This is a genomic window from Nocardioides aequoreus, assembly GCF_000720335.1.
Taxonomy (GTDB): domain Bacteria; phylum Actinomycetota; class Actinomycetes; order Propionibacteriales; family Nocardioidaceae; genus Marmoricola; species Marmoricola aequoreus.
In genome coordinates this window covers 137329-159280 of the sequence record NZ_JOJN01000005.1, presented here as the reverse complement: position 1 = coordinate 159280, position 21952 = coordinate 137329, and the positions used below count along the sequence as shown (strand labels likewise).

Sequence of the window (21952 nt, the reverse complement as noted above, 5' to 3'; positions counted from 1 at the left end):
CGCGTGACCTGGCGCACGTCGCCTCGTTGAGGCAGGTGCGCCGCGCGGAGGCTCCGACCGACGAGAGCCCGCATCTCCGGGAGCGGCCCACGCGGAAGAGAGTCCCTTGCGACGCATCTCTCGAGCCACCACCGGGGTCGCGGCCACCGCCGCGGCCGTGCTCGCCCTCGGCCTGTCCGTCCCCTCGGCCACGGCGGCCCCCGACCCGGCCGACGTCTCCGCCTTCCTGGCCGGGCAGCTGCCGTCGCTGACCGGCACCACCACCGTCTACGTGCACGGCACCGACCTGACCGCCGCCCGTGAGGCGGTGCGCAGCTCGGGGCTGGCCACGCGCACCGAGTTCGCCAAGATCGGCGTCGTCGCGGCGAAGGGCACCAAGGCCCAGATCGAGTCGGTGCGCACCCAGCCCGGCGTGACGTACGTCGAGGGCGCGCTGAAGCCGATCGAGCTGACCACCGAGACCTCGCACACCGCCACCCGCGGCCTCGAGGCGCAGCACACCCTCACCGGCGCCGACGGCACCGCGCTCACCGGCAAGGGCGTCTCGGTCGGCATCATCGACTCCGGCATCGACCCCAACCACCCGGCCTTCCAGGAGGCCGACGGCGGCACCGCGGTCGTCAACAACCTCAAGGCGCTCTGCGACCCGTTCGAGCTCGCCTGCCAGGTGCTCGAGGTCCCGAAGGTGCTCGACACCGACACCACCGCCCTCGGCGGCCACGGCACCCACGTGAGCGGCATCGCCGCCGGCCGTCCGGTCACGCTGACCTCGGGCGAGAAGGTGCAGGGAGCCGCCACGGGCGCCAAGGTCGTGTCGATCTCCACGGGCGCCGCCCTGGTCATCATCGGCGCCGACAGCGCGCTCAACTGGGTGCTGGAGAACCACGAGGCCCCCTGCGGCGAGGGCGTGAGCGCGGCGGAGTGCCCGCCGATCAAGGTCACCAACAACTCCTACGGCCCGTCGGGTGGCGGCGCCTTCGACCCCGAGTCGGTGACGGTCAAGCTGCAGCGCGCGCTCGCGGCCGAGGGCGTGCTCACGGTGTGGGCCGCCGGCAACGACGGCGGCGACGGCTCCGAGTCGCTGACCAACCCGCCCGGCCAGGACCCGACCCCGGGCGTGATCTCCGTGGCGTCGTACTTCGACCAGGGCACCGGCACCCGCGACGGCGCGGTCTCCGACTACTCCTCGCGCGGCCTGGCCTCCGACACCTCGACCTGGCCCGACCTGTCGGCCCCGGGCGAGGACATCACCTCGGCCTGCCGGCCCTACCTGCCGATCTGCTCGACCGGCCTGGACTTCAAGAATGGTCCGGGGGCCCTCGACGTCGGCACCTACAACACCATCAGCGGCACCTCGATGGCCGCGCCCCACATCGCCGGCATCGTGGCGCAGCTCTTCCAGGCCCGGCCCGACGCCACCCCGGCGCAGGTCGAGGAGGCGCTGAAGTCGACCGCCCACCAGTACGCCGACGGTGCGCCCTACGAGGGCGGCAGCAGCTTCGACAAGGGCACCGGCCTGGTCGACGTGGTGGCCGCCGTGGAGGCGCTCACCGCGGGCTGACCCGGCGGGACCCGCGACGGGGCCCGGCACCTGCTCTTGGGAGAGGTGCCGGGCCCCCCGCGCGTCAGCGGCCCCGCAGCCGCTCGGCGACCTGCTCGAGCACCCGCTCGCTCCCGGCGTACGGCGCCTCGGCGCGCGGCCAGTGCGTGACGACGTCGGTGAAGCCGAGCCCGTCGGCCACCCCGAGGAGCTCCTCGAAGCGGTCGACGCTGTCGAGCGCGAAGCCGGGCGCGGTGTCGACGCTCAGGTAGCGCGGGAAGGCCGCGGCGTCGCGGCCGGACGCCTCCAGCGTGGCCTCGAGCACGTCGCGGGACCGTCGCAGCCCCTCGACCCACGCGGCGTCGGTGTCGCCGCCGGGGGCGGTGACCCACCCGTCGCCGGTGCGGGCGGCGTACCGCACCGAGCGGGGACCGTTGCCGGCCACCAGCAGCGGCACCGAGCGGACGGCGGGCAGGGTGCGGGCGTCGCGGGCGGCGTACCAGCGGCCGGTGGCGTCGACGTGGTCCTCGGCGCGCAGCCGGACCAGCAGGTCGGTGAACTCCTGGAAGCGCTCGACCCGCTCGCCCACCGCCAGCGGCGGGCCGCCGAGGATCTCGGCGTCGCGGTCGCCGCCGGTGCCGAGGCCGAGCAGGAAGCGTCCACCCGAGAGGTCGTCGAGCGCCTGCACCTCGCGCCACAGGGCGACGGGGTGGCGGAAGTTGGGGGAGGCCACGAAGGTGCCGAGGGAGACCCGCTCCGTCACGGTGGCCGCGGCCGCGAGCGTCGGCATCGCGGCGTACCAGGGGGAGTCGGGCAGCCCGCCCCAGACGAGGTGGTCGTAGGTCCAGGCGTGGTCGAAGCCGAGCTGCTCGACCGCGCGCCAGCGCGGCGCGGCCTCGGTCCACGGCTGGTCGGGGAGCACCACCACACCGACGCGCATGCCCCCAGCGTGCCAGGATCAGACGGCACCCAGCTTCTCCGGGTTGCGGACGCCGTACACCGCGGTGATGCGGCCGCCGTCGACCGCCGCGAACCACACGCCCTCCAGGCCGTCGGGGGAGCGCACCACCAGCGCGGTCTCGCCGTTGACGCGCTCCGCGCGCATCGTCGCCTCGCGCCCGGTCGGGGTCGCCATCAGTCCGGTGAGGAAGCGCAGCACCTTGCTCGCGCCGTGGATCGGGTGACGTGCCGCGGAGCGCACCCCGCCGCCGTCGCTGACGAGCACCACGTCGGGGGCGAGGAGCCCGACTAGGGCGTCGAGGTCGCCGCCCCGGGCGGCGGCGAGGAAGCGCTCGACGACGACGCGATGGCCCTCGCGGTCGACCTGCTGCCGCGGCCGGCGGGCCGCGACGTGCTCCCGCGCCCGGTGCACGAGCTGGCGCACGGCGGCGGGTGAGCGGTCGAGCGCCGCGCCCACGTCGGCGGCGGGCATGGCGAAGACCTCGGTGAGCACGAAGGCGGCGCGCTCGAGCGGTCCGAGCGACTCGAGGACCACCAGCATCGCCATCGAGACGTCGTCGGCCAGCTCGGCCACGGCGGCGCCGTCGGCGGAGGCATCCGCCACCGGCTCCGGGAGCCACGGCCCGACGTAGGCCTCCCTGAGCCGCGCAAGGGTGCGCAGCCGGTTGAGCGCCAGTCGCGAGGTGATCGTGAGCAGGTAGGCGCGGGGCTCGACCACCTCGTCGTGGTCGACGTCGCGCCAGCGCAGCCAGGCGTCCTGCACCACGTCCTCGGCGTCGGTGCGGCTGGAGAGGATCCGGTACGCCGCCCCCATGAGCGTGGGCCGCAGCTCCGCGAAGACGGCAGTCGGGTCGCTCACGCCGGGGGCCTCACCGGGCACGCGTCGGAGAAGTCCTGGCTGCGCAGTCCGAGCGCGGCGTTGGTGCGCGAGCGGAGGTTCTCCACCGACACCATCTCGGTCAGCTCGACGAGCTGCGCGACGTCGAGGTCCTCGCGCAGCCGCGCGACCATGGCGTCGGTGACGACGGGCGGCGTGGCGGTCATCGCCTCGGCGTACTCCAGCACGGCGCGCTCCAGCGGCGAGTAGACCGTGCTGCCGCGCCAGCGCATGACCTGCTCGAGCTTGTCCTGGGACATGCCGCGAGTGTGCGAGAGGTACCAGCCGAAGTCGAGGCACCAGCTGCACCCGATCTGCGCGGCCACCGCGAGGGAGGCGAGCTCCTTGAGGTCGGGGTCGAGCCGCCCCCACCGTGCGACGCGGCCCTCGAAGCGCGCGATGCTCCACATCACGGGGCGGTGGTGCATCAGGGCCTGCATCGACTCCAGCTCCTGGCCGTAGGTGCGCCGGGCGTACCAGTCGAGCAGCCGTGCGGTCGGGCCGCGGTGCGTGAGCGGCACCCGCGAGCGGGACGCGCCGGTGCTGCGAGCCGCGCCATCGGCAGCACTGGTGGGCGTGCTGGTGGTCGTGCTGGTGGTGCTGGGAGTGCTGGTGCTGCCGGGAGTGCGGCTCGTGGGGCTCATCGGTCCTCCTGCGATCGGGTTCTCTCACCGAGGTGGACCCCGCCCGGGGGCCGGATGTGACACGCCCGCCGAGAGGTCACTCCCGTGCACGTGAGAGGTCACTCCCGGACCGCCGAGAGGTCACTGCCTGACCGCCGATATGTCACTCCCGGACGGTGAGTGTCAGCCAGTGACTCCTGGGCGGTCAGGCAGTGACTCCTGGGCGGTCAGGGAGTGACCTCTGGGCGGTCAGGGAGTGACGCCTGGGGGTCAGTCAGTAACGCCTCGGCGGTCAGGGAGTGACTCCTCGGCGGGCTCGTGGCGCGGTCGGTGGAGCGCTGTGGCAGGCTGGTACCGAGCAATTTCGCTCGCGTGCTCTGGGGGCGGTGAAAATCCGCACCGGCGGTGACAGTCCGCGACCCGGCCGCTGCCAGCGGCCGGTTGACCAGGTGGAACTCCTGGACCGACGGTCAAAGTCCGGATGAGAAGCAGCACGCGGTGGACGGCGTCGCGCCGCTCCGCCGAGCCACCCCTGGGTCGTGGGCGCCGTCCGACCAGCAGGGACCGACCGTGGACTTCTCCGACGCCGAGCGCCGCGCGATGCAGCGCGCCCTGCGCCTGGCCGCCACCCCCGGCGTGCCGCTCGGACCCAACCCGCGGGTCGGGTGCGTGCTGCTCGACGGGTCGGGCGCGGTGGTGGCCGAGGGGCTCCACCGGGGCGCCGGCACGCCCCACGCCGAGGTCGCGGCCCTGCGCGAGGCGGGCGAGGCCGCGGCGGGCGCGACCGCGGTCGTGACGCTCGAGCCGTGCAACCACACCGGCCGCACCGGGCCCTGCGTCGACGCGCTGCTCGCCGCCGGCGTACGCCGCGTCGTCTTCGCCCAGCCCGACCCCAACCCGGTGGCGGCGGGTGGCGAGCGGCGGCTGCGCGAGGCCGGCGTCGAGGTGGCCTTCGGCCTGCTGGAGCGCGAGGCGCGCCGGCTCAACCGCGCCTGGACCTTCGCGCTCGAGCACCACCGCCCCTTCGTGACCTGGAAGCTCGCCACCACCCTCGACGGGCGCAGCGCCGCGGCCGACGGCACCAGCCGCTGGATCTCCTCGCGCCCCGCGCGCCTCGACACCCACCGGCTGCGCGGCGAGTGCGACGTGATGATGGTCGGCACCGGCACCGTCGAGGTCGACGACCCCCGCCTGACGGTGCGCGACGAGGTCGACGCGCCGCTGCCGCACCAGCCGCTGCGCGCGGTGGTCGGGATGCGAGAGCTGGCCCCCGACCGGCAGGTGCTCGGGGACGACGCCGAGACCGTGCTGCTCCGCACCCGCGACCCGCACGAGGCGCTGCGCGCGCTGCACGAGCGCGGGCGACGCCACGTCTTCCTCGAGGGCGGGCCCACGCTCGCAGCGGCGTTCCTCGGGGCCGGCGTGGTCGACGAGGTGGTCGCGTACGTCGCCCCCCAGCTGCTCGGCGCCGGGCTCGCGGCGGTCGGCGACCTCGGCGTGACCACGATGGCCGACGCGGTGCGGCTGCACGTCGACGACGTCACGGTGCTCGGCTCCGGCGCCGAGACCAACGTCCGCCTCACCATGCGTCCCCTGCCCGCCCCGGGCACCCCAGCGAAGGAGACCCCCTGATGTTCACCGGCATCGTCGAGGAGCTCGGCACCGTCGTCGAGATCACCGACCAGACCGACGCGATCCGGCTCACCGTGGAGGCGGCCGAGGTGACCTCGGACGCCGCCCTGGGCGACTCGATCTCCGTCAACGGCTGCTGCCTGACCGTCGCCGCCCGGGAGCAGGACCGCTTCACCGCCGACGTGATGCACCAGACGCTCGAGATGACCTCCCTGGGCTCGCTGAAGGTGGGCTCGCGGGTCAACCTCGAGCGCGCGGTGACGCCGACGACGCGGCTCGGCGGCCACCTCGTGCAGGGCCACGTCGACGGCACCGGCACGGTGCGGCGGCGTACGCCGAGCGACCACTGGGAGGTCGTGGAGGTCTCCCTCCCGGAGCAGCTCGAGCGCTACCTGGTGCCGCAGGGCTCGATCACCGTCGACGGCGTCAGCCTCACGGTCGTCGAGGTGCTCGCCGACTCCTTCACGGTGAGCCTGATCCCCGAGACCCTGGCGCGCACCGTGCTGGGGGACAAGCCCGAGGGCGCCACGGTCAACCTCGAGGTCGACGTGATCGCCAAGTACGTGGAGAGGATGGTGCGGCGATGAGCGAGCAGATCAGGCTGGACGACGTCGCGGACGCGATCGCCGACGTCGCGGCGGGCCGCGCGGTCATCGTGGTCGACGACGCCGACCGGGAGAACGAGGGCGACCTGATCTTCGCGGCGTCCAAGGCCACGCCCGAGCTGATGGCCTTCACGATCCGCCACTCCAGCGGCGTGATCTGCGTGCCGATGCCCGCGGAGATGCTCGACCGCCTCGAGATCCCGCTGATGACGCCGCACAACCGCGACAAGATGCGCACGGCCTACACCATCTCCGTCGATGCCCGCGACGGTGTCGACACCGGGATCTCGGCCGCCGACCGCGCCCACACCGCGCGGGTGCTGGCGGACTCCGCCACCGAGCCGTGGGAGATCACCCGGCCCGGCCACGTCTTCCCGCTGCGCTACCGCGAGGGCGGGGTGCTGGTGCGTCGCGGGCACACCGAGGCTGCCGTCGACCTGGCGCGGCTGGCCGGGCTCACGCCCGCCGGCGTCCTCGTCGAGGTCGTCAACGACGACGGCACCATGAAGCGGGGACCCGAGCTGCGCGCCTTCGCCGACGAGCACGGGCTGCGGATGATCTCGATCGACCAGCTGGTGCACCACCGGCGTCGCCACGAGTCCCACGTGGTCCGCGTCGCCGAGACCCGGCTGCCGACGGTGCACGGCGACTTCACGGCCTTCGGCTACCGGATCACCGTCGACGGCAGCGAGCACGTCGCGCTCGTGCACGGCGACCCCGCCTCGCTGAGCGACGGCGAGCCGGTGCTGACGCGGGTGCACAGCGAGTGCCTGACCGGCGACGTCTTCGGCTCCCAGCGCTGCGACTGCGGTCCGCAGCTCTCCGAGGCGATGGACCTGATCGTCAAGGAGGGCCGCGGCGTCGTGGTCTACCTCCGCGGCCACGAGGGCCGGGGCATCGGGCTGCTGGCGAAGCTGCAGGCCTACCAGCTGCAGGACGGCGGCCGCGACACCGTCGACGCCAACCTGGACCTCGGCCTGCCCGCCGACGCGCGGCACTACGGCGCGGCCACGCAGGTGCTGCGCGACCTCGGCGTGAGCCGGGTGCGGCTGCTGACCAACAACCCCGACAAGGTCGCCGGCCTCGAGGCCTACGGCATCGGCGTCGAGGAGCGGGTCCCGCTGACCCCCCACCCCAACGACCACAACCTCGCCTACCTGATGACCAAGCGCGACCGGATGGGCCACCAGCTCGACGCGGGCCTCGGCGCCCCCGACGGCCACGAGCCGGTCGACCTCCCCGATGACACCCCTGCCGAAGGAGACCAGCGATGAGCGGACACGGAGCCCCCACCGAGACCCCGGTCGACTGCAGCGACCTGAGCGTCGCCGTGGTCGCGGCCAGCTGGCACGAGCAGGTGATGGGAGGGCTCGTCGCGGGCGCCGAGCGGGCGCTGGCGGCGTACGCCGTCACCGACGCGAAGGTGGTCCGGGTGCCCGGCTCCTTCGAGCTGCCCGTCGCGGCGCAGGCCCTGGCCCGCGACCACGACGCCGTCGTGGCCCTGGGCGTCGTGATCCGCGGGGGCACGCCGCACTTCGACTACGTCTGCTCCGCGGCGACCGACGGGCTCAACCGGGTGTCGCTCGACGCCGGGGTGCCGGTGGGCTTCGGCCTGCTCACCTGCGACACCGAGCAGCAGGCCCTCGACCGGGCCGGGCTGACCGGGAGCGCGGAGGACAAGGGCTACGAGGCCACCGCGGCCGCGCTGGCCACCGCGCGCACCCTGCGTGACCTACGGTGAGGCCGGCCGGCGTCGGCCGCTGAGCCGGGGAGGCACCGTGACCGAGGTCCGTCGCACGCGTCGTGCGGCCGTGGCGGCGGTCGCGCTCGCCCTGCTGGTCCCGCTCGCGACGCCGTCGTCGGCGGCGGTGCTGGTCACCGACCCGGTGCCCGACCGGTCGCACGCCTACGACGCGGAGCGCGCCCGCGCGGTCATCGACGAGGTGGTGCTCGGCCGCTCGGTGCGCGGGCGGCCGATCGTGGCCTACCGCAAGGGCAACCCCGAGGCGAGGCACCACGTGGTGCTGCTGGGCCAGATGCACGGCGACGAGCCGGCCGGCCCGCGCACCGTGCGCGCGGTGCTCGACCGGCTCCGCGTCGACAGCGACACCGACCTGTGGCTGGTCCCGACGATGAACCCCGACGGCGCCGCCCGCGGCACCCGCACCAACGCCCGGGGCGTCGACCTCAACCGCAACTGGCCCACCAGCGGTTGGCGCGACGCCGACCGTCGTCCGGGCTCGCGCAGCTACCGCGGTCCGCGGCCGGCGTCGGAGCCCGAGACCCGCGTGATGATGCGCTTCCTGCGTGCCGTGCGGCCGGCGTACGTCGCCTCGGTGCACCAGCCGCTGCGTGCCATCGGACGCGACGACAAGGACCGCCGCTTCGTGCGCCGGCTCGCCCGCGAGCTCGACCTGCCGGTGCGGCACCTCTCGGTGGGCACCGGCTCCGGACGGGTCTCGCCGACGCTGACCGGCTGGTACAACGACACCCACCGCGGCACGGCCGTCACGGTGGAGTACGCCGCCCGCCCCGGGGCGACGTACGTCACGCGCACCGCCCCGGCCGGTCTGCTGCGGGCGACCCGGGCCGACTGGTGAGGCCGTCGACCTCGTAGTCTGGAGGTCGGCGCCGACACCCCCGGTGGCCGCAGCGACGTACGACGACAGCCGGCGCAGCACGGCAGCGAGAACAGGCAGCGATGAAGACGTTCGAGGAGCTCTGGAGCGAGCTCGGCGAGAAGGCCCAGACGCGACCCGAGGGGTCCGGCACGGTCGCCGCGCTCGACGCGGGCGTCCACGCGATCGGCAAGAAGCTGGTCGAGGAGGCCGCGGAGTCGTGGATGGCGGCCGAGCACGAGGGCCCCGAGCGCGCGGCCGAGGAGATCAGCCAGCTGCTCTACCACGCGCAGGTGCTGATGCTCGCGAGCGGCATCAGCCTCGACGACGTCTACAACCACCTCTAGGCCCACCTCTAGACACACCTGTAGGAGCCCCGTGTCCAGCCACCTCCGCGTCGCGGTCCCCAACAAGGGGTCGCTGTCGCTGGCCGCCTCCGAGATGCTGCGCGAGGCCGGCTACCGCCAGCGCACCGACAGCAAGCAGCTCACCGTGCTCGACGACGACAACGGCGTCGAGTTCTTCTACCTGCGTCCCCGCGACATCGCCCTCTACGTCGGCGAGGGCACCCTCGACGTCGGCATCACCGGGCGCGACCTGCTGCTCGACTCGGGCGCGAAGGCCGAGGAGGTACGCCGCCTCGGTTTCGGCCGCAGCCGCTTCCGCTTCGCCGCGCGGCCCGGCACGCTGGAGTCGATGGGCGACCTGGCCGGCAAGCGCATCGCGACCTCCTACGTCGGCGTCGTGCGACGCCACCTCGAGGAGCACGGCCTCCAGGCCGAGGTGGTGCGCCTCGACGGAGCGGTGGAGACCAGCATCCAGCTCGGCGTGGCCGACGTCATCGCCGACGTGGTCGAGACCGGCAGCACGCTCAAGGCCGCCGGCCTGGAGATCGCGGGCGACGTGATCCTGGAGTCCGAGGCGGTGCTGGTGACCCGGGCCGGTGTGGAGCCGCGCGGCCTGGAGATCTTCACCCGCCGCATCGACGGCGTGCTCGTGGCCCGCAGCTACCTGATGATGGACTACGACATCGCCCAGGAGCACCTCGACGCCGCGGTCGCGCTGACCCCGGGTCTCGAGGGGCCCACCATCTCGCCGCTGCGCCGTGAGGGCTGGGTCGCCGTGCGCGCCATGGTGCCCCGCGAGGGGGCCCAGCGCCTGATGGACGACCTCTACGCCCTGGGCGCCCGCGCGATCCTGCTCACGGACATCCATGCCTGCCGCCTCTGAGCCGCCACCGCCCCTCCCGCACACCTGGCGGCCGTGGGGGGCGCTGCTCGCGGTGGTCGTCTTCGGCACCATGCTCGTGGTGCTGTGCGCCTTCGTCTGGTACGGCCTGGAGCCCGACTACCGCGCGCAGTTCACGCTCTTCCAGCGCGGCACCCTGATCGTGCTCATGCTGCTCTTCCTCGGCTGCTACCACGCGCTGGTGCGCTCGCGGGTGGTCGCCACCGAGGCGGGTCTCGTCGTGGTCAACGGCTGGCGCAGCCACCGCCTGGAGTGGTCGCAGGTGGTCTCGGTCTCCCTCGGGCGGGGCGCCCCGTGGGGCACCCTCGACCTCTCCGACGGCACCACGCTGTCGATGATCGGGATCCAGGGCAGCGACGGCGCCCGCGCCCGCCGCGCCGTACGGCAGCTGCGGGCCACCGTCGCCGCGCACTCGCCCGGCTGAAACCCGGGTGCGCGACGGCGCGCCGCTCCCTACGCTGCCGGCATGTCCGAGGTGACCCACCGCGCGATGACCGACGCCGACGTCGACGCCCTGGTCGGGCTGCTGCAGGCCGCGGAGGCGGTCGACCGCACCGAGGAGCACTACGACGCCGACGACCTGCGCGAGGAGCTGGCCGACCCGCAGGTCGACCCGGCGACCGACTGGCTGCTCGCCGAGAGCGACGGGCGGCTGGTCGGCTTCGCCCACCTGGCCCCCCGGGCCGCCGCCGACGGCGTGCAGCGGATCCACGTCGGCGGCGTGGTGCACCCCGAGCACCGTGGCCGCGGCATCGCCTCCGAGCTGGTGCCGTGGGCCGTCGGCCGCGCCCGCGACTACGCCGCCGCCCGCGGCGTACGCCCCCTGCTCAGCGCCACCGCGCCCGACGACGTGCCCCACGCCGCCGAGGTGCTCGAGGCCAGCGGGCTGCACGCCCATCGCTGGACCTTCGTGATGGAGGCCGACCTCACCGGGGCCCTTCCCCCGGCACCGCCTGTGCCCGACGGGATGACGCTGCACACCTGGGAGGGGCTCGACCCCGAGGAGATCCGGGCCACGCACAACGTCGCCTTCGTCGACCACCCCGGCTTCGCCCCCTGGGACGCCGCGATGTGGCAGCAGTGGGTCACCGGCTCCCGCAACGACCGACCGGCGATGAGCCTGCTGCTGCGCGACGCCGACGGCGCCATCGCCAGCTACGTCCAGACCCTGGAGTACGCCGCCGCGCAGGCCGCGACCGGCCGGCGCGAGGCCTTCGTCGGCAAGGTCGGCACCGTGCCGGGCCACCGCAGGCAAGGACTGGCCGGCCTGCTGCTGCGACACGCGATGCACCGCTACCAGCAGGAGGGCTACGTCGCCGCCTCGCTCGACGTCGACTCCGAGAACCCCTCGGGTGCCAACTCGGTCTACGAGCAGGCGGGCTTCCGCGTCATCCGACGCTGGACCAACTTCGAGTCCGCCGGCTGACGCCGGCCAGGGCCGACGCGGGTCAGCGCACCACGATGGTGCCGCTGCGCCCGTCGACGAGGAGGTCGGCGCGCTCGCGGGTGACCTCGTGGGCGAAGAGCCGCTCCTCGTCGGCGGCCCACCGGTGCCAGTGGGGGGCGAAGGCGTCGCCGTCGCGGGCGAGACCACGCTCCAGGCGCAGCTCGCGCGGGGCCTCCACCCACACCAGCAGCGTGTGCAGGTCGGCGTACGACGACGCCCCGGCCCCGACGCCCTCGAGCACGAGCAGCGGCACCGGCTCGACGCGGTGCGTCTCGGCCCAGCGGTCGAGGCGCCAGTCCCACCTGGTCCAGTGGCCGGCGCGACCCTCCGCGAGGGGCCGGAGCAGCCGCTGGTGCTGCTGGTCGGCCCACGGCAGTCCGTCCCAGCCCTGGAAGAGGTCGTCCATGTGCACCACGACGGACCCCTCCACCAGCGCGGCGACCGCGGCCGCCAGGGTCGTCTTGCCCGACCCGGCCGGCCCGTCGACGCAGAGCAGCCGCCCGCTGCCCAGCGTCGGCTCGCGGGCGGCCAGCTCGGCCACGACCTGCTCCGCGGCGGAGGTCATGGTCGGGCCCGGCCGGGGCTGCTTGTGGCACCAAGAGGCTGCGGCGCGCCGGGCCCCGACGACCCCTTCGCCGAAGAGCCCGGGTGCGCGGGCGACCTCACCACGCGAGCCCGAGACCGCGGTAGGTCGGCACGCTCGCCGCGACCCGGTCGCCGTCGACCAGGTGCACCACGTCGGTGTGCTCCATCAGCTCGCCCGACTTGGCGTGGCGGAACCACACCAGGTCGCCGATCGACAGCGCGTCCGCCGCGCGGCCGGTGAGCGGCGTCTGCACCTCGCCCGCCCCCTCCAGCCTGGTCAGCGACAGGCCCGGTGGGGCCCAGGGGAGAGGCAGCCGGTCGGGCCCGGCCGCGCCACTGGCCACGAAGCCGCCGCCCGCGACCGTGACCACGCCCGGGCCGGGGCGGCGTACGACGGGCACGCCGAAGAAGACCGCGGGACGGGGCTCGAAGGAGCGGTAGTGGTCGAAGAGGGCGGGCACGAGGAGACCGGAGCCGGCGGCCACCTCGGTGACCACGGGGTCCGACGCGGCCTCGGCGACGTCGCCGGAGCCGCCGGCGTTCCACAGCTCCAGGTCGGTGACCTCCGCGAGTGCCTCCGCGATCGCGGCCCGGCGCTCGGCCAGCTGCTCCAGCGACGCGGCCTTGAGGCGGCGTACGACGGCCGAGCGCACCCGCGCCCCGGGCACGGCGTCGGGCACGCCGGCCACCTGTCCCTCGTAGGTCATCACCCCGCGCAGGTGGAAGCCGCGGCCGACCACCCCGCGGGCCAGGGACACCACGTCACCGGCCGACCGCAGCGGCGAGCGCCGGGGACCCACCGCGAGCGCGCCGACCCGGTCGTGGCGCCAGCCGGCGTCGACGTCGATCGCGACGCGCACGCCCCGGGGGTCGGGCACCAGGTCGAGCTGCGCGACGTCGTCGACCATCAGGGTGACGCCTGCCCGGGCGGCCTCGGAGCCGCACAGCCTCGCCAGCGCGCCGCGGTCGACGCTGGGATAGCCGAGCATGGCGTCGTCGGTGACGCCGTGCTCGACCAGCCACAGCGCCTCGCGGAGCGTGTAGGCCAGCACGCCGGCGTACCCGGGTCGCGCGAGCACCCGCCGCAGCACCTCCGGCACCCGGATGCTCTTCGACGCCACCCGGACGGGCGTGCCGCCGGCGCGGCGGGTCAGGTCGACGGCGTTGGCGTCGAGGGCGGCGAGGTCGAGCGCGACGAGCGGCTGACGCTGGTCCTCCAGGCCGGCCACCGCGACGCCGAGACGGCGGGCAAGGCCCCGCCGCGCGACCTCGCGCGCGGCCGGAGGACGGGCCATCAGATCCCGTGCTTCCGCAGGATCGCCTCGATCTCGTCCATGTCGTCGTCGCCGGAGCCGGCGGGCTGCTGCTTCCCGGGCCGCTGCTTCCCGGATGGCGCCGCCGCCGAGGGGGCGGACTTCGCACCGGGCTCCTTCGCCGCGGGTGCGCCGCCGCCGAGACGCCCGCGCACCCGCTCGCCCTTGCGCACGGCCCGCTCGGCCGCCTTGCCGCGCACGCCGATGCCGCGCGCGGTCATCATGCCGGCGACGACGTAGAGCACCACCGCGACGCCGGCGAGCGCCAGCCCGGACCAGACGACGGGGGAGAGGACGAGTCGCGCCGCCCAGCCGGCGACGTCGTCGACGATGCCGACGGCGAGGCGCAGCGTGCCGGTCAGCAGGGCGGCCATCGGCACCAGCGTCCACGCCAGCCCCCTGACCCCCGAGGCCAGGCCGTTGCGCCGCCAGGTCAGGAACGCCCACGCGGCGGCCACCACCGTGAGCGTGATCGCCAGCGCCGTGAGGGTCGTGTCGTCGAAGCTGCCGTCCATGCCGCCAGGGTACGGCGGGGCCGGCACGCCGAGCGTGCCGACGCTGCGAGGATGTCGGCGTGCGCAGCATCCCCGACCCCGGCTTCTCCGGCGACGACGGCCGCCCCGACGCGGCGGTCGTGGCCGCGCTCTCGGCGTACGACGTCGACCCGCGCGACCGCGGTCGTGGCCTGGCCGTGCTGGCGGCGCTGCAGGACTCGCGCGTGCTGGTGCCGGTGGTCGCCGTGGCCGGTGAGACGGAGACCAACGCCGCCGGCCTGACCCAGGAGAAGACCACCGACATGGCGGCGGTGCTGCTGCGGGGGCGCGGTGGACGGCAGGCGCTGCTCGCCTTCAGCGGCCTGGAGCGGCTGCACGCCTGGGACCCGCAGGCGCGCCCGGTGCCGGTGTCGCTGCCCGACGCCGCCCGCTCGGCGCAGCAGAACTCCGCCGACGCCCTCGTGCTCGACGTGGCCGGTCCCGTCACCTTCGTGCTCGAGGCCGAGCAGCTGCGGCCGCTCGCCGAGGGGATGCGCCTGCTGCGGCTCGCCGACGGCGGCTGGGGCTGGGCCACGGGCTGAGGCACCGTCGTCGCCCGCGGCGATGTGCAATCCGCGCGCGTGGGCGCTAATCTGTTCGGCGGACCGACCGCACCCCACGCACCACCCAGGGGTAAGGTCCGACAAGCGGAGGCCTCCTCCCACCCGCACCGACCGCCAGCCCGAGCAGCATCCGGGCGCCAGGTCGTCGGGTCCGGTCCGAGCAGCGCACGTGCAGGCGTGTGCCGCTCGTGCTACGAGGCTCCCGTGCGTCGCGCGGGGGCCTCTCGTCGTACCAGGGCACAAATCTCGGGTCGCGGGCGTTCCCCCGGGGTCACGTAGACAGACCATCCAGGAGGACCCATCAGCACCGAGCTCCGCATCAACGACCGGATCCGCGTCCCCGAGGTCCGGCTCGTCGGACCCAACGGCGAGACCGTCGGGATCGTCTCCACGAGCGACGCCCTGCGGCTGGCCCAGGAGGCCGACCTCGACCTCGTCGAGATCGCGCCCATGGGCAAGCCCCCGGTCTGCAAGCTCATGGACTACGGCAAGTTCAAGTACGAGAACGCGCAGAAGGCCCGCGAGGCCCGACGCAACCAGAGCAACACCGTGATCAAGGAGATGAAGCTCCGGCCCAAGATCGACTCGCACGACTACGAGACCAAGAAGGGTCACGTCGTGCGCTTCCTGCGCCAGGGCGACAAGGTCAAGATCACCATCATGTTCCGCGGCCGCGAGCAGCACCGTCCCGAGCTGGGCTACCGGCTGCTGCAGAAGCTCGCCGAGGACGTCACGGAGCTGGGCTTCGTGGAGAGCAACCCCAAGCAGGACGGCCGCAACATGACCATGGTTATCGGCCCGCACAAGAAGAAGGCCGAGGCCAAGGCCGAGGTGAAGGCCGAGAAGGAGGTCCGCGCCGCGGCCCTCAAGCTCGAGCGCGAGGAGGAGCACGCCGAGCGCAGCGCCGGCCGTGCCACCCCGGGCCCCAAGAAGGAGCGTCGCCGCTCCGAGAATCTCGACCCCGAGATCGAGGCCTGACCGCACCACCCAGACCTGCTGCCGTCCGCCCACCGGCGGGTGGCTGACGCACGAGAGAAGGAAACAGACATGCCGAAGAACAAGACGCACTCCGGTGCCTCCAAGCGCTTCCGCGTCACCGGTTCGGGCAAGATCCGCCGCCAGAAGGCGGGCATGCGCCACAACCTGGAGAAGAAGGCGTCCAACGTGACGCGTCGTCTCTCCGGCACCACCGAGGTCGCCAAGAGCGACGTCAAGCGGGCCAAGAAGCTGCTCGGTCTCTGACCCTCCAGCCCCCACGATCCCTCCGGCTGCGGCCCCACCGGGCCCGGCCAGCGCCGTACGACGAGACGGTGCACCCGAACTGACAAGGAGCACCACCACATGGCACGCGTGAAGCGGGCGGTCAACGCCCAGAAGAAGCGTCGCGTCACCCTCGAGCGGGCCTCGGGCTACCGCGGACAGCGCTCGCGCCTGTACCGCAAGGCCAAGGAGCAGGTCACCCACTCCCTGGTCTACAGCTACAACGACCGCCGCAAGAAGAAGGGCGACTTCCGTCGTCTCTGGATCCAGCGGATCAACGCCGCGGCGCGCGCCGAGGGCATGACCTACAACCGCTTCGTCCAGGGCCTCAAGGCCGCGGGCGTGGAGGTCGACCGCAAGATCCTGGCCGACCTGGCCGTCAACGACCCCGCCGCCTTCTCCGCGCTGGTCGCCTCGGCCAAGGCCGCGCTGCCCGACGACGTGAACGCCCCGGTCGAGGCCTCGGCCTGACGTCTCCCGACGTGGCGAGCCTCCCGCCGCTGCTGACCACGCGCAGCGGCCGCCTCAAGCAGGCGCGGAGGCTCGCCCGTCGTCGTCACCGCACCACCGAGGGACTCTTCCTCGCCGAGGGCGCCAAGGCGCTCGCCGAGGCCCTCACCGTGCCGGGCAACGTCGTCGAGGTGTACGCCGCCCCCGACGCGGCCGAGGCCCACGCCGGCCTCCGCACCCCCGACGTCCCCTGGCACCTGTGCGAGCCCGAGGCGGTCGCCTCGCTGGCCGGCGCGGTGACGCCCCAGGGCCTCGTGGCGGTCTGCCGGACGCTCGACGTACCGCTCGACGACGTGCTGGCCGGCACCGGCGACCTGGTGCTGTGCGCCGACGTGCGCGACCCGGGCAACGCCGGCACGGTCGTCCGCACCGCCGACGCCGCCGGCGCGGCCGGGGTGGTGCTGGCCGGTCACAGCGTCGACCCCTACAACGACAAGGCCGTCCGTGCCACCGTCGGCAGCCTGTGGCACCTGCCGCTCGCGCTCGTCGACGACCCGGCCGAGGCGGTGCGCCGGGTCCGGGCCTCGGGCCGCCTGGTGCTGGCGGCCGACGGCGCGGGGGAGACCGACCTCTTCGCCGCCGACGCGCTGCTCGACCAGCCGCACGCGTGGCTGCTGGGCAACGAGGCCTGGGGCCTGCCCGACGACCTCGCCGCCCTGGCCGACCACCGCGTCGCCATCCCGATCCGAGGCCGCGCCGAGAGCCTCAACCTCGCCACCGCCGCCGCCGTCTGCCTCTACGCCACCGCCCGACGCCGCTGAGGTCAGCCGCGGCCCTGCTGCGCCGACCAGGCCCGTGCCCGTCGCGCCGAGGCCTGCGACAGCCAGGCCTCCTGCACCAGCTCGGTGACCTCCTCGACGTCGACCTCGTGGAGTCGGCTGCAGCGCACCAGCACCGACGGGTGGCCGTCGAAGTGCGGCGTGGTGAAGTACGGCGAGGTCTCGTCGCGCACCAGCGCCTGCTTGTCGTCCTCGCCGGCGACCCAGAGCACGACCACGTCGTCGTAGCGCTCACCCGCCACCGGGTCGACCGCGTCGCCCCGGGGCGTGCGGAAGAAGACGAAGGACCTCCCGCCGACCTGGTAGACGCGCCCGTCGGCCGTCACCGTCACGTGCGGCATGGCGGCCGCGACCCGGTGCACGTCGGCTGCGCTCGCCGCCCGGCTCATCGCTCCACGCTAGCCGGGTCGGCGACCTGCACGGAACCTTCACGCGGTGATCACGCCGTCCGGCGCCGGGCGCTCCTAGCCTCGAGCCATGAGCCCGGAGCAGCCGACCATCCTCGTCGTCGAGGACGAGCCGCTGATCCACGAGGCGGTCGCCGACCGGCTGCGCGCGGAGGGACACCACGTCGTCTCGGCGTACGACGGCCCGGGCGCGGTCGCCGCGCACGGGCAGCACGACCCCGACCTGGTGGTGCTCGACGTGATGCTGCCCGGCTTCGACGGGCTCGAGGTGTGCCGGAGGATCCAGGCCGCGCGCCCGACGCCGGTGCTGATGCTCACCGCCCGCGACGACGAGAGCGACGTGCTGGTGGGCCTCGGCGTCGGCGCCGACGACTACCTGACCAAGCCCTTCCGGATGCGCGAGCTCGTCGCGCGGGTGGCGGCGCTGCTCCGACGTGTCGAGCGTGCCCGCGAGCTGGTGCGGGAGCCGAGCACGGCCATGAGCGTCGGCGCGCTGCGCCTGGACCCGGCGGCACGGCGCGCCTGGGTGGGCGAGGACGAGGTGCACCTGACGCCGACGGAGTTCGACCTGGCGGCGGCCCTGGCCCAGCGGCCGGGCCAGGTGCTGCGCCGCGAGCGGCTGCTGGCCGAGGTCTGGGGCTGGGAGGGCGGCGAGGGCGCCACCCGCACGGTCGACAGTCACGTGCGCTCGCTGCGCGCCAAGATCGGCGCCGAGCGCGTCCGCACCGCCCACGGGGTCGGCTACGCGCTGGAGGAGCGGTGAGCCGCCTGGAGGAGCCGCTGCGGCGGGTCACCTCGCTCAAGCTGAAGCTCGGCCTGCTGGTCGCGGCGAGCGTCGTGGTGGCCGCGTGGCTGGCGACGCTCGGTGCCCGGTCGGTGCCCGCGTGGCTCTCCATCCCCGTGACGGTGCTGCTGGCCCTGGCCGTCACCCAGCTGCTCGCCACCGGCATGACCTCCCCGCTGCGGGAGATGACCGGCGCCGCCCGACGCATGGCGGGCGGCGACTACGCCGTGCGCGTCACCGACTCCGGGTCGGACGAGGTCGGGCAGCTGGCCCGGGCCTTCAACACCATGGCCGCCGACCTCGCCGCGGTCGACCGGCAGCGTCGCGAGCTGGTCGCCAACGTCTCCCACGAGCTGCGCACGCCGCTGACCGGCCTGGTCGCCCTGCTGGAGAACGTCGCGGACGGCGTCACCCCGGCCGACCCCCGCACCCTGCGCACGGCCCTCGACCAGGCCGAGCACCTCAGTGGCCTGGTCGGCGACCTGCTCGACCTGTCGCGCGTCGACGCCGGCCTGGCGCCACTTCGGCGCGACGACGTCGCGGTCGCACCGCTGCTGGCCCGCGCCGTCGCGGAGGCGGGCCCGCTGGCCGCCTCCCGCGAGGTGCGGCTGGAGTCGACCGTGTCGCCACCCGGGCTCACGACGTACGCCGACCCCGACCGGCTGCGCCAGGTGGTGGCCAACCTGGTCGACAACGCCTGCCGCCACTCACCTCCGGGCGGCACCGTGCGCCTCGCGGCCACGGCCCACGAGGGCGGCCTCCGCCTCGTCGTCAGCGACGAGGGTGCCGGCATCGACGAGGCGGACCGCGAGCGCGTCTTCGAGCGCTTCGGCACCGCCGGCGGTGGCGGGACCGGCCTCGGCCTCGCGATCGCCCGTTGGGTCACCGACCTGCACGGCGGGCGCATCGAGGTCCTCGACCCGCCCGCGCACGCCGACCGCGCCCCCGGCGCGCACGTCCGCGTCGACCTGCCCGCCCGCGACCGCACCCTGCCCGTCCCGCCGGCCCCGAGGAGGCCCTCCGTGTCCACGTCCGTCCCCGCCGCCCCCGCGCCTGCCCCGACGCCACCCGCGTCGAACCTCGCCGACGACCTCTTCGGCCCCTACTGGCCCGACCGTGCCGCGGCGCGTCCCGCCGCCCTGCTCGCCTGCCTCGCGGTGGGCCTGCTCGGCGCCGTGGCGCTGCCCTTCGCCACGCCCCACGTGGGCGCCACGACGGTGCTGCTCGCGGCCGGCGGGGTGGTCCTCTGGCTCAGCCCGCGGCGCCGCGAGCCCTTCGTGGTGGCCAGCGCGGTCGTCTGCGTCGGGCTGGCACTGGTGCTGACGCTGCGCGACGCCCTCTGGGTCGGGACCCTCGGGCTCCTCGCCGCGCTGGTCCTGGTGCCGGTGGCGCTCGCCGGCGCCCGGTCGGTCCCGGGGATGCTCGCGGCGGGGCTCGCCTGGCCGCTCTCGGGGCTGCGCGGGATCCCGTGGCTCGGACGGTGCGTGCGGGCCGCCACCGGCCGCGGGGGAGCGGTGGCGCTCGTGCGCACGGCGGTGCTCGGGCTGGGCGCGGCCCTGCTGCTCGGACTGCTGCTGGCGAGCGCGGACGCCGTCTTCGGGCGCTGGTTCGACGCGGTCGTGCCCGACCTCGGCAGCAGCCTGGTGCTGCGCATCTTCGTGGGGGTCGCGGTCGCGGGCGTCGTGCTGGCGGCGGCGTACCTCGCGATGTCGCCGCCGCAGCTGGACCAGCGGGAGCCCGTACGCCGCCCGACGCGGGAGCGCTACGAGTGGCTCGCCCCGGTGCTCCTCGTCGACGCGGTGCTGCTGGTCTTCCTCGCTGCGCAGGCCGCCGCCTTCTTCGGCGGGCACGACTTCGTGCAGCGCACCACCGGCCTGACCTACGCGGAGTACGTGCACCAGGGCTTCGGCCAGCTCACCGTCGCGACCGTGCTGACCCTCGCCGTGGTGGCGATCGCCGCCCGCAAGGCCGGGGTGGAGACGCGCGCCGACCGCGCCTGGCTCCGTGGCTCGACCGGCCTGCTGTGCGTGCTCACCCTGGCGGTCGTGGCCTCGGCGCTGGAGCGGATGTGGCTCTACACCGACGCCTACGGCCTGACGCGGCTGCGGCTGACCGTCGCGGTCTTCGAGACCTGGCTCGGTCTCGTCGTCGTGGGCGTGCTCGTCGCCGGTGTCGCGCTGCGGGGCCGGTGGCTCCCGCGGGCGGCGGTGCTGCTCGGCGCGACGATGGTGCTGGGTCTCGGGCTCGCCAACCCCGACGCGATGATCGCGCGGACCAATCTCGACCGCCCCGCGGAGCTCGTCGACTGGGCCTACCTCACCGACCTCAGCGACGACGCCGTGCCGGTGGTCGCCGAGCAGCCCGAGGAGGTGCAGCGCTGCGCCCTGCCCTACAGCTTCTTCTCGCCGGACAGCTCCGAACGTGCCTGGGCGGCGTGGAACCTCGGACGGGCGCGCGCCGACGCGCTGCGCGACGACCTCCCCACCACCTGGGAGGGAGTGGAGTGCCCCGCCGCCGACCCCTTCGAGCGGTGATCCCGGCGGAGCGTCCCGCGATGACCTAGGGTCGCGGGCGTGGAGCCCCCCTCCCTGGTCGACCAGCTGCCCGACGGCGTCGTCGTGGCCGACGGCACCGGCACGGTCACCGCGGTCAACGCGGCGGCGCGCCGGCTCCTCGGCGAGACCGCCGAGGTGGGCCGCACGCTCGGCGACGTGCTCGCGCTGCAGGACACCGACGGCGCGGAGTGGCACCCCACCAACCACCCCTACGCCACGCTGCCCAGCGTCACGGGCGTGCCCGAGCAGTCGTGGCTCACCGCCGACGGCACCGAGGTGCTCACGACCGCCCGCATCAACCGCGAGCGCCGCGGCGGGCCGGTCACCAGCGTCGCCGTCGTCGTCCGCTCCGGGCGCGGCCGCGAGCGGCTCGACCGCGACCGCTCCGACCTGGTGGCCACCGTCGCCCACGAGCTGCGCTCGCCGCTCACCGGCGTCAAGGGCTTCGTCGGCACGCTGCTGCGCCGCTGGGAGAGCCTCAACGACGACCAGAAGCGGCTGATGCTCACCACGGTCCACGTCGACGCCGAGCGCCTCACCCGGCTGATCACCGAGCTGCTCGACGTCGCCCGCATCGACACCGGTCGGCTGCCGCTCTACCCGCGCGAGGTCGACGCCCGGGTGATCGTGGAGCGCGTCGTCGAGGCCGCCCGCACGGGCACCACCCGCACGCTGACGCTCGTGGTCGACGACGACGTCCCCTCGGTGCACGCCGACCCCGACAAGCTCACCCAGGTCGTCGCCAACGTGGTCGACAACGCCATCCGCCACGGCGACGGCGAGGTGAGCATCCGGCTCGCCGCCCTCGCCACGCCGTACGCCGGGGCGCTGCTGCGCGTCGACGACGAGGGGGAGGGCATCGAGGAGGCCATCCGGACCCGGGTCTTCACCAAGTTCTGGAAGCACGGCGTGCGCGGCGGCACCGGCCTGGGCATGTACATCGTCGGCGGCCTCGTCCGCGCGCACGGCGGCGACATCGAGATCGACGACGCGCCCTCCGGCGGCGCCCGCATCGAGATCCGCTGGCCGAGCGACGACCGGCGCTGAGGTCCGCTCGCGCCGCCGTACGCGCCGGCGAAGTCACAAATGAACCAGTGACTTCGCCACCTCGCC

25 protein-coding genes and 1 riboswitch are annotated in these 21952 nt (G+C 74.7%); of the genes, 18 read left to right on the top strand and 7 right to left on the bottom strand.

Going from position 1 to position 21952, the window contains the following annotated elements; genetic code table 11:
- Positions 1-106 precede the first annotated feature (106 nt).
- Positions 107-1561, top strand: a complete 1455-nt coding sequence (locus IG63_RS0111925) for a S8 family peptidase (protein WP_211249302.1) — start codon at positions 107-109, stop codon at positions 1559-1561.
- A gap of 64 nt (positions 1562-1625) precedes the next feature.
- Here the strand turns inward: IG63_RS0111925 and IG63_RS0111920 are convergent, their stop codons facing one another.
- From IG63_RS0111920 to IG63_RS0111910, 3 genes are read right to left on the bottom strand one after another with little or no spacing between them, the layout of a single operon-like run.
- Positions 1626-2480: an LLM class flavin-dependent oxidoreductase gene (locus IG63_RS0111920; RefSeq protein WP_030484591.1), complete on the bottom strand. Its 855-nt coding sequence runs from the start codon at positions 2478-2480 to the stop codon at positions 1626-1628.
- 18 nt (positions 2481-2498) lie between these two features.
- Complete coding sequence (gene sigJ / locus IG63_RS0111915) at positions 2499-3359, bottom strand: RNA polymerase sigma factor SigJ (RefSeq protein ID WP_030484590.1); 861 nt, start codon at positions 3357-3359, stop codon at positions 2499-2501.
- Complete coding sequence (locus IG63_RS0111910) at positions 3356-4021, bottom strand: carboxymuconolactone decarboxylase family protein (protein ID WP_084597037.1); 666 nt, start codon at positions 4019-4021, stop codon at positions 3356-3358. Before IG63_RS0111910 ends, sigJ begins: the two co-directional genes overlap by 4 nt.
- A gap of 347 nt (positions 4022-4368) precedes the next feature.
- A riboswitch (FMN riboswitch) is annotated at positions 4369-4499 on the top strand.
- Positions 4500-4600: 101 nt separating this feature from the next.
- Between IG63_RS0111910 and ribD the strand changes: the two genes are divergently transcribed.
- The 9 genes from ribD (at position 4601) to IG63_RS0111865 (ending at position 11529) form a co-directional block, all read left to right on the top strand.
- Positions 4601-5632: a bifunctional diaminohydroxyphosphoribosylaminopyrimidine deaminase/5-amino-6-(5-phosphoribosylamino)uracil reductase RibD gene (ribD, locus tag IG63_RS0111905; protein WP_030484588.1), complete on the top strand. Its 1032-nt coding sequence runs from the start codon at positions 4601-4603 to the stop codon at positions 5630-5632.
- Complete coding sequence (locus tag IG63_RS0111900; protein WP_030484587.1) at positions 5632-6219, top strand: riboflavin synthase; 588 nt, start codon at positions 5632-5634, stop codon at positions 6217-6219. The genes ribD and IG63_RS0111900 overlap by 1 nt, the downstream gene beginning before the upstream one ends.
- Positions 6216-7511 carry a bifunctional 3,4-dihydroxy-2-butanone-4-phosphate synthase/GTP cyclohydrolase II gene (locus IG63_RS0111895; RefSeq protein ID WP_051706654.1) on the top strand — a complete coding sequence of 432 codons (1296 nt, stop codon included), beginning with the start codon at positions 6216-6218 and terminating at the stop codon, positions 7509-7511. Before IG63_RS0111900 ends, IG63_RS0111895 begins: the two co-directional genes overlap by 4 nt.
- Positions 7508-7978, top strand: a complete 471-nt coding sequence (gene ribH, locus IG63_RS0111890) for a 6,7-dimethyl-8-ribityllumazine synthase (protein WP_030484585.1) — start codon at positions 7508-7510, stop codon at positions 7976-7978. Before IG63_RS0111895 ends, ribH begins: the two co-directional genes overlap by 4 nt.
- 37 nt (positions 7979-8015) lie before the next feature.
- Positions 8016-8837: a M14 family zinc carboxypeptidase gene (locus tag IG63_RS0111885; RefSeq protein WP_030484584.1), complete on the top strand. Its 822-nt coding sequence runs from the start codon at positions 8016-8018 to the stop codon at positions 8835-8837.
- A 101-nt stretch (positions 8838-8938) separates the two neighbouring features.
- On the top strand, positions 8939-9202 hold the full coding sequence (locus IG63_RS0111880) for a phosphoribosyl-ATP diphosphatase (protein WP_030484583.1): 264 nt from the start codon (positions 8939-8941) through the stop codon (positions 9200-9202).
- A gap of 31 nt (positions 9203-9233) precedes the next feature.
- Complete coding sequence (hisG, locus tag IG63_RS0111875) at positions 9234-10085, top strand: ATP phosphoribosyltransferase (RefSeq protein WP_030484582.1); 852 nt, start codon at positions 9234-9236, stop codon at positions 10083-10085.
- Positions 10069-10527 (top strand): PH domain-containing protein, encoded by a 459-nt coding sequence (locus IG63_RS0111870; protein ID WP_030484581.1) that lies wholly within the window; start codon positions 10069-10071, stop codon positions 10525-10527. The genes hisG and IG63_RS0111870 overlap by 17 nt, the downstream gene beginning before the upstream one ends.
- A 42-nt stretch (positions 10528-10569) precedes the next feature.
- Positions 10570-11529, top strand: a complete 960-nt coding sequence (locus tag IG63_RS0111865; protein WP_030484580.1) for a GNAT family N-acetyltransferase — start codon at positions 10570-10572, stop codon at positions 11527-11529.
- A 22-nt stretch (positions 11530-11551) separates the two neighbouring features.
- Here the strand turns inward: IG63_RS0111865 and IG63_RS0111860 are convergent, their stop codons facing one another.
- The 3 genes from IG63_RS0111860 to IG63_RS0111850 form a co-directional block, all read right to left on the bottom strand.
- Positions 11552-12115 carry a nucleoside/nucleotide kinase family protein gene (locus tag IG63_RS0111860; RefSeq protein ID WP_030484579.1) on the bottom strand — a complete coding sequence of 188 codons (564 nt, stop codon included), beginning with the start codon at positions 12113-12115 and terminating at the stop codon, positions 11552-11554.
- A 97-nt stretch (positions 12116-12212) separates the two neighbouring features.
- The gene (locus tag IG63_RS0111855; RefSeq protein WP_245604415.1) at positions 12213-13430 is read right to left on the bottom strand and encodes a type III PLP-dependent enzyme domain-containing protein; all 1218 of its coding nucleotides are present in this window, start codon (positions 13428-13430) and stop codon (positions 12213-12215) included.
- Positions 13430-13963 carry a hypothetical protein gene (locus tag IG63_RS0111850; protein ID WP_051706653.1) on the bottom strand — a complete coding sequence of 178 codons (534 nt, stop codon included), beginning with the start codon at positions 13961-13963 and terminating at the stop codon, positions 13430-13432. The genes IG63_RS0111855 and IG63_RS0111850 overlap by 1 nt, the downstream gene beginning before the upstream one ends.
- Positions 13964-14022: 59 nt before the next feature.
- Between IG63_RS0111850 and IG63_RS0111845 the strand changes: the two genes are divergently transcribed.
- From IG63_RS0111845 to IG63_RS0111825, 5 genes are all read left to right on the top strand, one after another.
- Entirely contained in the window at positions 14023-14523 is a 501-nt protein-coding gene (locus IG63_RS0111845) for an SseB family protein (protein WP_030484576.1), read from the top strand.
- Between the two features lie 321 nt (positions 14524-14844).
- Entirely contained in the window at positions 14845-15522 is a 678-nt protein-coding gene (gene infC / locus IG63_RS0111840; RefSeq protein WP_051706651.1) for a translation initiation factor IF-3, read from the top strand.
- A 69-nt stretch (positions 15523-15591) separates the two neighbouring features.
- Complete coding sequence (gene rpmI / locus IG63_RS0111835; RefSeq protein WP_030484574.1) at positions 15592-15786, top strand: 50S ribosomal protein L35; 195 nt, start codon at positions 15592-15594, stop codon at positions 15784-15786.
- Positions 15787-15885: 99 nt separating this feature from the next.
- Positions 15886-16275, top strand: coding sequence for a 50S ribosomal protein L20 (gene rplT, locus IG63_RS0111830; RefSeq protein ID WP_030484573.1), 390 nt, complete (start codon positions 15886-15888; stop codon positions 16273-16275).
- An 11-nt stretch (positions 16276-16286) separates the two neighbouring features.
- The gene (locus IG63_RS0111825; protein ID WP_030484572.1) at positions 16287-17075 is read left to right on the top strand and encodes a TrmH family RNA methyltransferase; all 789 of its coding nucleotides are present in this window, start codon (positions 16287-16289) and stop codon (positions 17073-17075) included.
- Positions 17076-17077: 2 nt separating this feature from the next.
- Here IG63_RS0111825 and IG63_RS0111820 read toward each other — a convergent pair whose 3' ends face one another.
- On the bottom strand, positions 17078-17482 hold the full coding sequence (locus tag IG63_RS0111820) for an MmcQ/YjbR family DNA-binding protein (protein ID WP_030484571.1): 405 nt from the start codon (positions 17480-17482) through the stop codon (positions 17078-17080).
- An 88-nt stretch (positions 17483-17570) separates the two neighbouring features.
- On the opposite strand from IG63_RS0111820, the gene IG63_RS0111815 reads away from it, so the two are divergent.
- Genes IG63_RS0111815 through IG63_RS0111805 form a run of 3 tightly spaced genes read left to right on the top strand, consistent with a single transcriptional unit; the run spans position 17571 to position 21886 of the window.
- Entirely contained in the window at positions 17571-18263 is a 693-nt protein-coding gene (locus tag IG63_RS0111815; RefSeq protein WP_030484570.1) for a response regulator transcription factor, read from the top strand.
- Positions 18260-20818, top strand: coding sequence for a DUF4153 domain-containing protein (locus tag IG63_RS0111810; protein WP_245604414.1), 2559 nt, complete (start codon positions 18260-18262; stop codon positions 20816-20818). Before IG63_RS0111815 ends, IG63_RS0111810 begins: the two co-directional genes overlap by 4 nt.
- A 39-nt stretch (positions 20819-20857) precedes the next feature.
- Positions 20858-21886, top strand: coding sequence for a sensor histidine kinase (locus IG63_RS0111805; RefSeq protein ID WP_030484568.1), 1029 nt, complete (start codon positions 20858-20860; stop codon positions 21884-21886).
- The last annotated feature ends 66 nt before the right edge of the window (positions 21887-21952 follow it).

What these genes read in the sequence shown, in the direction of transcription:
- IG63_RS0111920 (WP_030484591.1), bottom strand. Translation starts at nt 2,480, where the DNA reads ATGCGCGTCGGTGTGGTGGTGCTCCCCGACCAGCCGTGGACCGAGGCC.
- IG63_RS0111910 (WP_084597037.1), bottom strand. Translation starts at nt 4,021, where the DNA reads ATGAGCCCCACGAGCCGCACTCCCGGCAGCACCAGCACTCCCAGCACC.
- ribD (WP_030484588.1), top strand. Translation starts at nt 4,601, where the DNA reads ATGCAGCGCGCCCTGCGCCTGGCCGCCACCCCCGGCGTGCCGCTCGGA.
- IG63_RS0111900 (WP_030484587.1), top strand. Translation starts at nt 5,632, where the DNA reads ATGTTCACCGGCATCGTCGAGGAGCTCGGCACCGTCGTCGAGATCACC.
- IG63_RS0111895 (WP_051706654.1), top strand. Translation starts at nt 6,216, where the DNA reads ATGAGCGAGCAGATCAGGCTGGACGACGTCGCGGACGCGATCGCCGAC.
- ribH (WP_030484585.1), top strand. Translation starts at nt 7,508, where the DNA reads ATGAGCGGACACGGAGCCCCCACCGAGACCCCGGTCGACTGCAGCGAC.
- IG63_RS0111880 (WP_030484583.1), top strand. Translation starts at nt 8,939, where the DNA reads ATGAAGACGTTCGAGGAGCTCTGGAGCGAGCTCGGCGAGAAGGCCCAG.
- IG63_RS0111870 (WP_030484581.1), top strand. Translation starts at nt 10,069, where the DNA reads ATGCCTGCCGCCTCTGAGCCGCCACCGCCCCTCCCGCACACCTGGCGG.
- IG63_RS0111865 (WP_030484580.1), top strand. Translation starts at nt 10,570, where the DNA reads ATGTCCGAGGTGACCCACCGCGCGATGACCGACGCCGACGTCGACGCC.
- IG63_RS0111860 (WP_030484579.1), bottom strand. Translation starts at nt 12,115, where the DNA reads ATGACCTCCGCCGCGGAGCAGGTCGTGGCCGAGCTGGCCGCCCGCGAG.
- IG63_RS0111855 (WP_245604415.1), bottom strand. Translation starts at nt 13,430, where the DNA reads ATGGCCCGTCCTCCGGCCGCGCGCGAGGTCGCGCGGCGGGGCCTTGCC.
- IG63_RS0111850 (WP_051706653.1), bottom strand. Translation starts at nt 13,963, where the DNA reads ATGGACGGCAGCTTCGACGACACGACCCTCACGGCGCTGGCGATCACG.
- rpmI (WP_030484574.1), top strand. Translation starts at nt 15,592, where the DNA reads ATGCCGAAGAACAAGACGCACTCCGGTGCCTCCAAGCGCTTCCGCGTC.
- rplT (WP_030484573.1), top strand. Translation starts at nt 15,886, where the DNA reads ATGGCACGCGTGAAGCGGGCGGTCAACGCCCAGAAGAAGCGTCGCGTC.
- IG63_RS0111820 (WP_030484571.1), bottom strand. Translation starts at nt 17,482, where the DNA reads ATGAGCCGGGCGGCGAGCGCAGCCGACGTGCACCGGGTCGCGGCCGCC.
- IG63_RS0111815 (WP_030484570.1), top strand. Translation starts at nt 17,571, where the DNA reads ATGAGCCCGGAGCAGCCGACCATCCTCGTCGTCGAGGACGAGCCGCTG.